At 69.5% G+C, this 13,234-nt stretch carries 11 protein-coding genes; 5 read left to right on the top strand and 6 right to left on the bottom strand.

The annotated features are described in order from the left end of the window. Positions 1–79 precede the first annotated feature (79 nt). Positions 80–2,005, top strand: a complete 1,926-nt coding sequence (locus ACWDNU_RS14570) for an NB-ARC domain-containing protein (RefSeq protein ID WP_449669155.1) — start codon at positions 80–82, stop codon at positions 2,003–2,005. Between the two features lie 221 nt (positions 2,006–2,226). On the opposite strand, the gene ACWDNU_RS14565 is transcribed toward ACWDNU_RS14570, so the two are convergent. Further along, a complete protein-coding gene (locus ACWDNU_RS14565) occupies positions 2,227–3,441 on the bottom strand; it encodes a hypothetical protein (RefSeq protein WP_449669154.1) in 1,215 nt (404 codons plus the stop codon). Positions 3,442–3,634: 193 nt separating this feature from the next. On the opposite strand from ACWDNU_RS14565, the gene ACWDNU_RS14560 reads away from it, so the two are divergent. Next, positions 3,635–6,622, top strand: coding sequence for an AfsR/SARP family transcriptional regulator (locus ACWDNU_RS14560; protein ID WP_449669153.1), 2,988 nt, complete (start codon positions 3,635–3,637; stop codon positions 6,620–6,622). Positions 6,623–6,925: 303 nt separating this feature from the next. Here the strand turns inward: ACWDNU_RS14560 and ACWDNU_RS14555 are convergent, their stop codons facing one another. From ACWDNU_RS14555 to ACWDNU_RS14535, 5 genes are read right to left on the bottom strand one after another with little or no spacing between them, the layout of a single operon-like run. Then, positions 6,926–7,126 (bottom strand): ferredoxin, encoded by a 201-nt coding sequence (locus tag ACWDNU_RS14555; protein WP_449669152.1) that lies wholly within the window; start codon positions 7,124–7,126, stop codon positions 6,926–6,928. Next, entirely contained in the window at positions 7,123–8,235 is a 1,113-nt protein-coding gene (locus tag ACWDNU_RS14550; protein WP_449669183.1) for an NADH-ubiquinone oxidoreductase-F iron-sulfur binding region domain-containing protein, read from the bottom strand. The genes ACWDNU_RS14555 and ACWDNU_RS14550 overlap by 4 nt, the downstream gene beginning before the upstream one ends. A gap of 2 nt (positions 8,236–8,237) precedes the next feature. Further along, a complete protein-coding gene (locus ACWDNU_RS14545) occupies positions 8,238–8,801 on the bottom strand; it encodes a ferric reductase-like transmembrane domain-containing protein (RefSeq protein WP_449669151.1) in 564 nt (187 codons plus the stop codon). Next, the gene (locus ACWDNU_RS14540; RefSeq protein WP_449669150.1) at positions 8,798–9,724 is read right to left on the bottom strand and encodes an FAD:protein FMN transferase; all 927 of its coding nucleotides are present in this window, start codon (positions 9,722–9,724) and stop codon (positions 8,798–8,800) included. The genes ACWDNU_RS14545 and ACWDNU_RS14540 overlap by 4 nt, the downstream gene beginning before the upstream one ends. Then, positions 9,721–10,011 carry a hypothetical protein gene (locus ACWDNU_RS14535; protein WP_449669149.1) on the bottom strand — a complete coding sequence of 97 codons (291 nt, stop codon included), beginning with the start codon at positions 10,009–10,011 and terminating at the stop codon, positions 9,721–9,723. The genes ACWDNU_RS14540 and ACWDNU_RS14535 overlap by 4 nt, the downstream gene beginning before the upstream one ends. A gap of 104 nt (positions 10,012–10,115) precedes the next feature. On the opposite strand from ACWDNU_RS14535, the gene ACWDNU_RS14530 reads away from it, so the two are divergent. From ACWDNU_RS14530 to argG, 3 genes are all read left to right on the top strand, one after another. Continuing rightward, positions 10,116–11,204, top strand: a complete 1,089-nt coding sequence (locus tag ACWDNU_RS14530; RefSeq protein ID WP_449669148.1) for a glycosyltransferase — start codon at positions 10,116–10,118, stop codon at positions 11,202–11,204. 62 nt (positions 11,205–11,266) lie between these two features. Beyond that, complete coding sequence (locus ACWDNU_RS14525) at positions 11,267–11,617, top strand: hypothetical protein (RefSeq protein ID WP_370934916.1); 351 nt, start codon at positions 11,267–11,269, stop codon at positions 11,615–11,617. A 68-nt stretch (positions 11,618–11,685) separates the two neighbouring features. Next, complete coding sequence (gene argG / locus ACWDNU_RS14520) at positions 11,686–13,134, top strand: argininosuccinate synthase (RefSeq protein WP_449669147.1); 1,449 nt, start codon at positions 11,686–11,688, stop codon at positions 13,132–13,134. Positions 13,135–13,234 lie beyond the last annotated feature (100 nt).

The raw sequence follows: 13,234 nt of genomic DNA, 5'->3' as shown, positions 1-13,234 counted from the left end.
GGAGCAGGTAGGGAGGAATAATTGGGGGTGCGGAATGACTGAGGCGCGGCCAGGGGGAACCGTAGCATCCGGCAGACCGGTGCGGGCGCCGGTCCAGCTGCCTCCCGCACCGCCCGTGCTGCTCGGCCGCACCCGGGAACTGGCCCGGCTGGACGAAATCCGGCTCCGGTCCGACCCCGCCCCGTCGGTCGTCGTGCTCACCGGTGTCGGCGGGATCGGCAAAACCGCGCTCGCCCTGCACTGGCTGCACACGCATCGCGCCCGGTTCCCCGACGGCATCCTGTGCACAAGATTTTCCTCCGAGGGCACCGAAACGACAGAATCCGCGAGCGGGGTACTGCACGGTTTCCTTGCCGCACTGGGCATCCCGGCCGATGACATCCCCGCCTCGCTCGCCCACCGGGCCGCCGAGTTCCGTGCGGTGACCGCGGATCGCCGGTTCGCAGTGCTGCTCGACGACGTGGTGCACAGCGCCGACGCCCGCGCCGTGCTGCCGTCCAGCGCGAACGCGGTCGTCCTCGTCACCAGCCGGTCCCAGCTGACCAGCCTCGCACTGGACGGCGCGGAAATCCTTCCGCTCAGCCCGCTTCCGGACCAGCCCGCCCGCGAGGTGCTCGCCCGCGCCGGGCAACGGCAGATCAGCCACGAGGACGCGCAAGACCTGCTGACCGCCTGCGCCGGTCTCCCGCTGGCGCTCGCCATCACCGGAGCGAGACTGCGCGCCCGGCCGCGCCGCAAGCCGCACCAGGAAGCCCGCCGCGGACGTATCCGTTCGGTCGGAGATTTCCCGGCGCTCTCAACGGTTTTCGACGCCTCGTACGCCACGCTCGACGATTCGGCCGCCCGGCTCTACCGAACCTGCGGCATCCTGCCCGGCCCGCACCACACCGTCGACGCGCTCGCCGACACGCTGCAGAGCTCGCCCGCCCACCTTGACGACGCCGTCGACGAGCTCATCGAAGCCAACCTCCTCCACGAACTGGAGGACGAAACAGTGGCACAGCACGACGTCGTCCGCCACGATGCCCGCGTGCGCGCGGAACGCCAGGACGCCGAGGCCGACCGGCACTACCTCGTGCGCCGCTACACTCGTTGGTACCGCGACCAAACCGTCACCGCGAGCGCCCTCATCCATCCTTTCCGGCCGAACTTCGCGGCCGAAACCGTTGCGGCGACGGGATCTTTCGCCGACCGCGACCACGCGGTGAGCTGGTGGCGCCGGGACCGGCCGGTCATCAACGCCGTCGCGAAAGCCGCGTCAGCGCACGGCTGGGACGAGGAACTGTGGCAGCTCGCCGAAGCGTCGTGGGGATTCTTCCTGCACCACCGGGATTACGAACCGTTCCTCGAACTGTGCACGGCGGGGATCGCCGCCGCCCGCCGATGTCAGCTCCCGCTGGTGGAAGCCCGGATGCACAGCCAGGCCGGTTTCGTCTGCGACCAGCTTGGCCGCTACGCCGAAGCCGCCGCGCACAACGCCGTCACCCTCGAAATCGGCGAACGAGAGCAGCACGGCCCGACCCAGGCCTCCGCGCTGGCCCGGCTCGCCAGGAACGCCCGAAGACAGCAAGAGTGGGAAACCGCGCTTGACCTGTATGAGCGCAGCGCCAGGAAGCACGCCGAGATCGGGCGTCCGCGAGGGGTCGGCATGGCCCGTTATCGCCGTGGCGAAGTGCTGATCAAGCTGGGTCGCGACGACGAAGCACTGCGGGAACTGGCTGAAGCCACTGCCATCCTGGACGAGCAAGGCGACGCCGCCCAGCTCGCCCGTGCGGTCATCCCGCTCGCCGCGATCCACGCCCAGCGGGGCGACTACCAGCGGGCGCGCACCGAACTCCGGCACGCGCTCGAAGGCGTCGAACGTCTCCAGTCACCGCATTTCCAGGCCGAGGTCCTCGCCGCGCTCGCCGGTCTCGAACGCGCCGAGGGCGACGAGACAAGCGCCCAGCGCCATCTCGACGAGGCCCGGCGACTCAGCGGGGACTCCTTCGAGCCGCCGCACTGACCACACCGCCCCGCCCGGCCAGCACACCGCCGCGGCGATCGCCCCCGGCCATTCCGCTCTCAGCTCGTCGGCTTCGCACCTCGTCACGGCACGGGCACGGACCCGGACCACGACGTCCGCGCCGGCCGCCTGCCGAGGTCCGGCCCGATCCACGTCGGCGACCAGCACCGGCATCGCGCGACGTCCGGGCAGCGCGATCCGGACGCGCGCGACGCCGGGGGTCACGCGTCCCACCCCGGCAGCGGCCGGGGCTCCGCGGGCAACGGCGGATACGCCAGCGTGTCCGGTTCGGACAATTCCAGCAGCCGGTACATCGCCGACCGCAAAATCCCCGCCGAACAGTCGATCCTCGTGCTGGCGACTGGCAGCACCGCCGCAGTGAGCCTCGGCGCGGCGGCGATCGCGGCTTCCTCCTGGGGTTCGAGCGGCTGATCCGGATCGAGCGGTTTCGCGTGCGCCCGCACGACGTCCGCGACGCTCCCGGCCTGCGGCCGCCCGTCCGGCAGCGACGCGAGCGTCACCGGCCGTCCTGTCGCCGCCGCGTAGCCCGTGGTCGAGCCGTGGTCGCCGATCACCCAGTCAGCCGCGATCATCGTGGCCTGCCATCCCTGCTCAGGCGGGATCACCCGCAGCCCCCGGCATCCGTCGAGCCAGGCAGCGACCTGACGCCGCCCGTGCACCGCCCAGACGTTCGGATGCAGCACCGCCGCCACCGCGTAGCGGTCGTCCGGCAGCGCGTTCACGATCGCCTCGTACATCTTCGGGACCCGGCCGAATGCCGAGTCAGTGAACCAGGTCGAACTCAGCACCACCAGCCGCCGCGAGCCGACATTCAGCGCCCGCCGGTATCGCTCCCGCTGCCCGGCCGCCGCCCGCATCCCGTCAAGGCAGATGTCGCCGGCCACGACGGCCGCGGGCACCGCCTCCGGGCACCGCTCGCGCAGCACTTCGACCTCCGTCTCCGTCCCGAGCGCCAGCACCGACGGAAGCACTCGCCCGCGAAACGTGAGCAGCTCCCGTTCGAGCGCGGTCGTCGCGATGGCCGCCCCTCCCGCCTTCCGGCTGAACCGGCGCCCGGGGACCCGCCCGACTCCGTGCCCGATCAGCATCAGCGGCCCGCGCACCTGGTCGAGCTGCCGATGGCAGGCCGCCAGAACCAGGTCGAACCGATGCGCCACCGCCTGTTCCCAAGGCAGCACCAGCCCGTGCTGCGCCCGCACGTACTCCTCGACCCCGGCCCACCGGTCGGTGCTGTGCGGCACCGTGAACATCACCTGCACCCGCAGATCCCGCTCGAGCAGCGAGATCAGTTCGACCAGCCGCGTCCCCGCAGTCACGGTCGGAACGACCGCCAGCACGGTCCGGCATCCCGGCCGCGTCACCCGCGACGCGGCGTCGAGACCGATCGGGCCGCGTACCCACACGTCGTGCGCCATCTTCATCCCCTCCGTCCAGAACCAAGCCGACGAGCCGAGGCTGCGGCGCGGTTCTGACCGGACGCTTCCCGCCGCTGGACACAAAGCGGACCGATTCCGGACAAGACAATTCCCCGGATGATCGTTATCCCGAACCGGTCGCCGACGAACCGGATCAATGCGAAACTGGGCAATCGACGAGGGAGGACGTCGAATGGACTTCGCCTACGGAATTCTCGGGCAGACTGCGGTGCGGATGCACGGGAAGATGAACGATCAGTGGGGTCAGCGGCAGACCCGGAATATTCTCGGCGTCCTGCTCACCCGGCCGAGGCAGCGCTTTTCCCAGGACGCCCTCATCTCCTGGCTCTGGGACGACGACCTGCCCGGAAACCCGCAGCACGCCCTGCACAAGGCGGTCTACCGGCTGCGCGACGCCCTCGCCGACGCGGACTCGCCCGCTTCGATCACCCGGTCCGGCGACGGCTATCTGGCTGATCTCGATGAGAACATCGTGGACGTGGCAGCCTTTCGGAAACTAATTCGGAAAGCACACGACTCCGCCCGTTCCGCCGATCATGAAACGGCATGCGAATCAGCCGCTTCCGCGCTTTCCTTGTGGCGTGACGAACCGCTGGCGGAGCTCCGCACCGAACGCGCGAGCAATTGGCGCGAGGACAAAGTCAAATCCATGTTGCTTCCCGCGCGAGAAATACTGACAAGCCAATTGCTCGCACTCGGCCGCCCGGACGAGGCGGCGGGCTGGATGCAGGAACTCGCTCCCGAGCACGCCAGCCGGCTGGCTTTCGTCAAGCTCCAGCTCCAGATCTACTACGCGCTCGGGCAGTCCGAGCAGGCCCAGGCTCATTTCCTCGACGCCAACCGCCGATTCAACGAGGCAGCCGACGAGACTGCCAAAGTCCTGCTGCACGCCTTCCACGACAAGCTCCGGGACCGCTACGAGAACCCGCCCGCCCCCATCGTCCCCGTGCGCCGGGCCGCCCCGCCGTCTCATCCGCTCCCCCGCGATCTCCGCGGGTTCATCAGCCGCGCCGACGCGCTGGAAACGCTGGACCAGTGGCTCCGGCCCGGCTCGCCGACGCGCTCGCCCGCTGTCGTGCTCAGCGGTCCGCCCGGGATCGGGAAGACGAGCCTCGCGGTGCACTGGGCGCACCGGGCGGCGGACTGGTTCCCGGGCGGGGCGATCTACCTCGACCTGCACGGCTTCGGCCCGGCCCCGCGGCTCGAACCGGCGGACGTGGTCGACCAGCTGCTCCAGGCGCTCAGCTACCCCGTCGACCACGTCGTCGACGCGGCAGCCCGCGCCGCCGTCCTGCGCCGGCAATTGGCCGACCGGTCCGTCCTGGTCATTCTCGACGACGCGGAGAACTCCGAACACGTCGACCGGCTGCTGAACACTCTGTCCGAATGCGCGGTGATCGTCACCTCGCGCCGCCGCCTCGGCGCGCTGACCCGGCGGCACGAACTCGCCGCGCTGAGCCTCGACCGCCTCGACGACCGCGAATCGCTGGAACTGTTCGCCCGGCGGCTGCACGGCCGCGGCGAACGAGAACCCGACGCGGCCCGCCGGATCGCCCACCTGTGCGACGGCCTGCCCCTCGCGCTGACCCTGATCGCCGAAAGCGCCGCCCGCCGTCCGGGACTGAGCCTCAGCACCATGCTCGACCAGCTGAGAGACCCGGAAATGCTCCTGAGCATCGGCGACGACGGCGACGACCAAAGCCTGCGCGCGGCGTTTTCCTCGTCGTACCAGATGCTCGAACCGCCGAGCCAGGCCGTCTTCCGGCTCTTCGGCCACCACCCCGGCGCGGAAATCCACGTCGACACCCTGCTGTCGGCGGCCGGCCGGCCCGCAGCGGAAACGCGGCGAGCGCTGGAAACCCTGGTCGCGCTGCACTTGATCGACCAGCCCGGCGACACGGACCGCTACCGGATCCTCTCGATCTTCCACCGCTACGCGCAGACCCTGAGCACTCAGCACTACGACCCGCAACCGTTGCGGCGCTTGCTGTCCCACTACTGCAGCACCGCGGACAACGCGCATCGGATGGCACACCCGCACCGCGACCGCCCGCCGCAGCTCGACCCGGAACCGGGTATCCGCCCGACGCAGTTCGAGACCTCAGCCGCCGCCCACCGCTGGTTCCTGCGCGAACGCACCAACCTCACCGCGCTCGCCACGCTCGCCGAGCAACACCAGCTCTTCGACTACGCCTGCACGCTCCCGCATCTCATGCACGACACGTTCGTCATCTACGGCTTCTACGACGAGATGACCGCCGGACTGGCCGTCGCGGCCCGGGCCGCGCGAGCGAACAAGGACTCTCACGCGGAAGGGTCGACGCTCAACGATCTGGGGGAACTGCACCTTACGCTCAGCAACCACAACGCGGCCGAGGACGCGCTCGCCCGGGCGCTGGAGCTGGCCATCAACGACGAATCGCCCGTGGCGAAGCTGACCATCAACATCAATCTCGCCCGGTTGCACCGGCAGACCGGTCGCCACGTGGAGGCGATCGCCCTCTTCCGCAGCTGCATCACACACGCGCAACGCAACGGCGATCCGGTCCGCGAGGCGAAGGCGGAGCAGTACCTCGGCGAAACCCTCGCCGAACTCGACCAGTACGAAAAGGCCCTGCCGCACTACCACCGCGCCTTGCACCTGCGCGCGCTCACCGGCGACGCCTCCGGACAGGCCGCCACGTACATCACGCTGGCCGAACTCCATCTCAGCCAGGAGGAATTCGCGGTCGCCCACCGGCATTGCGAGCTGGCGCAAGCCCAGATCGCGGGCGACCTCACCGCCGGAATGCGGCTGCGCACCGTGCAGGCCCGCCTCGCGGCAGCCGAACGGGACGACCGGGCCGCGCTGCGGTTGTCCCAGGAAGCGGTCGAACTGGCCGAACGGGCGCACAACGCGACCGGCCAGGCGCGGGCGCTGGAGGCGTTCGCGGAGATTCTCTACTCACGGGGAAACCGCGAGGACGCTGTCGACGCCTGGACTCGCGCCGCCGCGTTCTACCGGGGCCGCGGCCGGGACGCCAAGGCCGACCGCGTCGAGGAGCGGCTGGCCGCGGCCCGGGATCCGCACCTGATTCCGCAGGCCAGGGACGGCGAAAGCGACGAGGAAAACACCGTGGCCATGCCCGCTCCGCGACGATCCGTAATCCGCCACCGCTGAAACGGCGGGGGCGCCGAAACGGTTCACTCCACGGTAGGGCAAACTCCTCCTTCCGAGGACGTCTGCATTTGCCGACACACTTTGGGTAACCCCTGAAGCTCGTTCGCAGAGTAGCCTGGGCGGCCTGGCCACAGCGATATCCATGTTGTGGTGAAATAAATTCATAAATTGCCTGAGGAGCGCTAGTTGACCGGCTTCGCGTCAGCTGTTATTAGCATCTTGCCAGTGTCGATCATGGCACTGCACGCCATCAGCGATTGGTGGCGTTGTTGAATAGTCGTTAACACGGAGCTGGCGTTGCGATTAATCTGATTTTCGTAACCGCAACGCCAGCGCCGGACAAGCCGCAGCAGCTCGTCGGGCCTCGGCCAGCAGCGGTTCAGGCACCGAGTCCCCTCGTACCACCGGGTAGCCCCATTCGTCCACAGTGATCAGTTCCGGCAGGACGTCCGCGCACAAACCGTGTGCGCGGCAGGCGATCGGGTCGACCGTCAGGCGGTTCATGCGGCACCTGCTGTGATTCGGCACGAGCCAGCGGTCAGATGCGCTCGGACGTCGGCCGCGAAGACTCGCAGGGCGCTCGCGGCTAGGCGGACCGCTCCGTCCGGGTGGGCGCAGGCGCCTCGTCCTGTGAGGAGCGGGAGGCGGCGGGCCAAGCGGCCGGTGGCGTCCCGACCGGCCAGCAGGTCGGTGAAATCCGCGGCGATGGCGGGGAGTCCGAACATGCACGGGCCGCATTGGCGGGCCGATTCGGCGGCCAATCTCGAGAGAATATTCCTCGTCAGTTCCAGGCCACAGTGCGGTTCTGCGAGCAGGTGCAGGGAGGACAGGCCCGGTTCGCGACCGAGCGGGAGGGGGTCGGCGAGGGAGCGCGGCATCCAGGTTCCGCCATAGCCGCCGATCAGGACTGCTTGTGCGGTAACGGATCCACCGGCTCGGGCGAGGATCGCGGAAATCGGCGTGTCTGCAGGGACTTCCAGTACACCGGGGCGAGACACGGCACCGGTGACGGTGACCAAGTCAGTGTGGACAGAACGATAACGGTCCGCGCCCATTCTGGCGACCATCGCGAATCGGGCCAATGTTTCGACATTCTGGACTAGCGTCGGGCGACCGCGCAGGCCGCGTTCGGTCGGGCGGGGGAATTTGCCAGTGGGGCGGGCATCGCCGGTGCCCAGGAAATGCACTAGCGCGGTTTCTTCGCTGGCGACGTATCGGGGCGGAACCGCGACCAGCTTTACCGGTACGGCATCGCGGCGTTCGGCCAAAGCGGCCAGTATGCTCCGGTTTTCTTCGTGCAGGCAGAGGAAAGCCTCGGTTGCTCCGACTGCGCTAGCCGCTACCTGGATGCCGTCCAAAACCAGGTGTGGCGCGACTTCAAGCAGGGCGCGATCCTTGGTGCTGAACGGGTCGCTCTCGCAGCCGTTGGCGACCACAATGGACCGTCCTGGTGCGACAGAGCGCAGTTTCGCCGCGGCGGGGAAGCCAGCGCCGCCTCGGCCGCGGATACCGGCGGCGTCAATTTCGTGGATCAACGCGTCGCGGTGCAGAACGGGAAGTCCACCGTGGACGGACAGGTGGGCGGCGAGATTGTTCCGGTGCAAGGGAAGCACGTTCACCTCCTAAGTGGAGAGAGGCGGCGAGCCTCGGTGTCGGGACTGGTACTGCCGAACCGCACGCTCGCGGCGGCCAGGACGGCGACCAGGCACGCGATGTCGAGCGCGATGAGCAGCGGACGTGCGCTGTCGGACGCTACGAGACCGATGCTGTGCGCGAGCGCGACCGGCCAGCACAGGTAAGCGAGCCAGTGCACCGCGCGCCACAATCGCGGCGGGAGGTGCGTCCTCAGCAGACTCGTGACGACAATGGCGAGCAGCAAATCCACCGCTACCGCACCGATTCCGATCCAGAATGGTTCGTAGCCGGAGACGAACGGCACGACGACCGCGAGCCAGCTGAGGTCCACATAACCGTCGACGACCGCGAAGATGATGTGTGCGCCCAAGAACACGAGGCTGGCCAGGGCGAGGTTGCGGTGCAGGTCCGCGAGGGCGAAGCGGGGCCACCGTCGCGTCGCGAACCTGCCCGAGTTGAGGAAGCCGAGCACCACGACGGCGGTCGAGAACACCAGCGAGACGATTCCGGTGGCACGGCTGAAATACCAGAGCGCGGAACTCACGACACACGCTCCCGGCGATCGGCAGGCCACCCCGCAGTCATCCGGACCGCGCCGCGCGAACTCACCAGCCGTGCGGGCAACCCACGCGACCCGAGCCAGTCCAACGCCGCCACTCCCAGCACGACCGAAGCGGTGCTCGCGGTGTTGGCGTCCACGCAGGACTTCGCCGCGACCGATACCGTCCGCCAGCACGAATCCGCCGGTTCGCCCGTGCGCGGGTCGACGATGTGGTGCACCACGCGACCGCCGCGGCGCCAAGTCCGCCGGGCCACCCCGGACGTCGCCAGGCCGCCGCTGGTGAGCGTGATCGTCGTGTCTGCGCGGGCAACCGCGTCGCGGTGGTCGTCGCCGATCGCCACCTGCCAGCCACCCGCCGGAGCCGGGCCGGCGACAGCGAGGTCGCCGCCGAGGTTCACCAGCACGCCGCAGCCGGTGCGACGGGCGATCTCGGCGGCAGTCTGGTCCGCGGCATACGCTTTCGCGGTCGCGCCGAGGTCCAGCGTCACGCCGCGCGGCAGCACGACAATCCGCCGGGCCGGTTCGAACAGCACCCAATGCGAGCCCGGCGCGGGGACTGGCGTCGCAGCGGGACCGTCGGCGATCTCGGCGAAATCCCGGTCGTAACCGAGCGCCGCCATCGACCCGCCGACCGTTGGATCGACCAGTCCGCCGCTCAGCCAGGAGGCTCGCAAGGCGGCCGACAGCGCGTCGGCCAGTAGTGCGCTCACTTCCACTTCCCGGCCCGCCGCACGGTGGAGGGCCGAAATTTCCGAATCTGTCCGGAATCGGCTGCATGCCCGATCCAGTTCGGCGAGCCGCGTCCGCAGCAGCGCGGTCGCCGGGCCCAGCGCGGCCTCCTCGGTGACGAGCACCCGCGCCGTCGTGCCGAGCGCGGGAAACGCAGCCGAATACGGCCCGGTCACGACGCACCCGATCCGGTGTGCGCGTGACCGGAGCCGGAGCCGGGATCCTGCGCGGGCACCTGCAGCTGGTCTTGTCCGGAAGTACTCGATCCGCTCGACGTCGAGCCAGTCCCGCCGCTCGACGTCGAGCCAGTCCCGCTGGTGGACGTAGAGCCAGCCGCCGTCAGCCCGTATCCGATTCCTCCGGCCGCCGCGACTCCGAGCACTGCCGCGACCGCCGTGACGAACGCCGTCCGATGCCGGACGCGCGCCCGTTCCTCTTGCCGTCTCCTGATGTCCGGGTCCATGCCGGGTGTCCCTTCCGGTGGTGGGAACACCCAGTCTCAGCCGCGAATCTATGAGTTCGCTGGGAGCGACCTGTCAGTTTGCTTCCAGTCACTACGCTCCGCGCATGAGCACGATCCTCGGGTGGGCAACGCTGGCCGTGTGGGCCGGACTCGCGTTGTGCCACAGCTGGTTCTGGCGCACCGACCAACGTCTTCCCCCGCTGGTCCGGCCGGAAATCTGGCCGTCCGTCGCCATCGTGATCCCCGCCCGCGACGAAGCGGAACTACTCCCGGAAACCCTGCCCACACTGCTCCGCCAGACCTACCCCGGCGATGCGCGAGTCATCCTCGTAGACGACGGCAGCACCGACGGCACCGCGGAAGTCGCCCGTTCGCTGACTGTCCCCAATGGACTCCCGCGCACCGTCACCAGCCCCGGCGAACCACCGGACGGCTGGACCGGGAAACTCTGGGCCGTCGCACACGGCGTCCGCGAAGCAGGAGACGTCGACTTCCTTCTGCTGACGGACGCTGATATCTCACACGAACCCGATTCACTGGAAACCCTCGTCGCCGCTGCCACCAGCGGCCGGGACCTGGTATCTCAGATGGCCGTCCTGCGCACCGCAACGTTCTGGGAGCGGCTGATCGTGCCCGCTTTCGTCTACTTCTTCGCGATGCTCTACCCCTTCCGCCGCGTGAACTCCGCGCGCTGGCGCACCGCCGCCGCAGCCGGCGGGTGCGTCCTCGTCCGCCGCTCGGCGCTCGAACGCGCTGGCGGAATCGAGGCCATCCGCGGCGCAGTCATCGACGACGTCGCACTCGCCCGCGCGGTCTCATCCGCGGGTGGCCGGATTTGGCTGGGTTACGCGTCGAAGGTCCGGAGCGTCCGGGCTTATCCGCGACTCGCGGACCTGTGGCAGATGGTGGCCCGCAGCGCCTACACCCAGCTCCGGCATTCACCGCTGCTGCTGGCCGGGACCGTCGTCGGCATGGTCGCCGTCTTCCTCGCCCCGCCGGTGCTCGCCCTAACCGGCTCGTGGCAGGCCGCCGCGGCATGGCTCCTCATGGCGGGGACGTTCGTCCCGGTCGCCCGGTACTACCGGCAGCCCGTGGTCGCGGGGCTGCTGCTGCCGTTCACCGCGGCGCTCTACACCCTGATGACGCTGGACTCCGCTCGGCGGCGGACCGGTTGGAAGGGCCGCACGTACTGAGCACCTGGCTGCTGACCGAAGATGTGGCATCCTCTTCGCTATGACGTCGACCCGAAGGGGCAATGCCTCGTAGGAAGCCCGGCGCGGTGCGCGCCGATCGACCCGAAGCCCGCGATCCGTGGGCCGAACGCGTTTCCCGAGCACTCGACCAGTACCGGCGATTCCTGCGCCAGCCCGGCCGCTGGCTGCATGTTCCGTGGACCGACTGCCTCTGCTGCGATCCGGTCGAAGCCCGCGACGAACTGGAAGCCGCCCTGCGCGCCCTTCCGCGCCGCGACCGTGCGGAACTGCGCCGAGTCCTGGCTCCTCTAGACGACGAGTTCCGGCGAAGAACCCTGCCCGACCCGGCTGCGAGTTCCCTCAGCTCCTGGCATGCCGAGGCCTGGTGGCGGCAGCGCCTGCAAGAGCGGTGAACCCCGCGAGAGCGAGTTCACACCACCCGGGGATGCACGTTCATACATCGTCGTGCATAATCATTCCTATGTCCAAGGTGCTCACTTCCCTTCCCGTCGGCGAGCGGGTCGGCATCGCGTTCTCCGGCGGCCTCGACACGTCCGTGGCGGTGGCGTGGATGCGCGACAAGGGTGCGGTTCCGTGCACCTACACCGCCGACATCGGCCAGTACGACGAACCCGACATCGCGTCCGTCCCCGGCCGCGCGCACGCCTACGGAGCGGAGCTCGCGCGGCTGGTCGACTGCAAGGAAGCCCTCGTCGAAGAGGGGCTCGCCGCGCTGACCTGCGGGGCCTTCCACATCCGCACCGGCGGCCGGGCCTACTTCAACACCACCCCGCTCGGCCGCGCGGTCACCGGCACGCTGCTGGTGCGCGCGATGCTCGAGGACGACGTCCAGATCTGGGGCGACGGCTCCACCTACAAGGGCAACGACATCGAGCGGTTCTACCGCTACGGCCTGCTGGCCAACCCGGGCCTGCGGATCTACAAGCCGTGGCTCGACGCGGCGTTCGTCGGCGAGCTCGGCGGCCGCAAGGAGATGTCCGAGTGGCTGCAGGCGCACAACCTGCCCTACCGCGACAGCACCGAGAAGGCCTACTCCACCGACGCCAACATCTGGGGCGCCACGCACGAGGCGAAATCCCTCGAGCACCTCGACACCGGCATCGAGATCGTCGAGCCGATCATGGGCGTGCGGTTCTGGGACCCGGCGGTCGAGGTCGCGCCCGAGGACGTCACCATCGGCTTCGAGCAGGGCCGTCCGGTGAGCATCAACGGCAAGGAGTTCGGCACCGCGGTCGAGCTGGTGCTGGAGGCCAACGCGATCGGCGGGCGGCACGGGCTCGGCATGTCCGACCAGATCGAGAACCGGATCATCGAGGCCAAGAGCCGGGGCATCTACGAGGCCCCGGGCATGGCGCTGCTGCACGCGGCGTACGAGCGGCTGGTCAACGCGGTGCACAACGAGGACACCATCGCCAGCTACCACAACGAGGGCCGCCGGCTCGGCAGGCTGATGTACGAGGGCCGCTGGCTGGACCCGCAGGCGATGATGCTGCGCGAATCGCTGCAGCGCTGGGTCGGCACCGCGATCACCGGCGAGGTCACGCTGCGGCTGCGGCGCGGCGAGGACTACTCGATCCTCGACACGTCCGGGCCGGCGTTCAGCTACCACCCGGACAAGCTGTCGATGGAGCGCACCGAGGACTCCGCGTTCGGCCCGGTCGACCGGATCGGCCAGCTGACCATGCGGAACCTCGACATCGCCGACTCGCGCGCCAAGCTGGAGCAGTACGCGAGCCTCGGCATGGTCGGCGGCAACTCGCACCCGAAGCTGATCGGCGCCGCGCAGGCGGCCGCGACCGGCCTGATCGGGGCGATGGCCGAGGGCGGGGCCGAGACGATCGCGTCCCGCGGCCGGGCCGACGACGTCGAACTGCTCGACCGCGCCGCGATGGAATCCGGCACCGACTGAGCTTTTTCCCGCGGATGCCCGCGCCGGAACACCGGCGCGGGCATTCCCTATACCAGCAGCCAGACCCCGCTAACGTCTCTATATTCGGGCGGCGGCTCCC

It is taken from the genome of Amycolatopsis sp. NPDC003676, from assembly GCF_053587275.1.
Note: the sequence above shows the minus strand (reverse complement) of the source record. Positions and strands in the feature narration are given on the sequence as shown.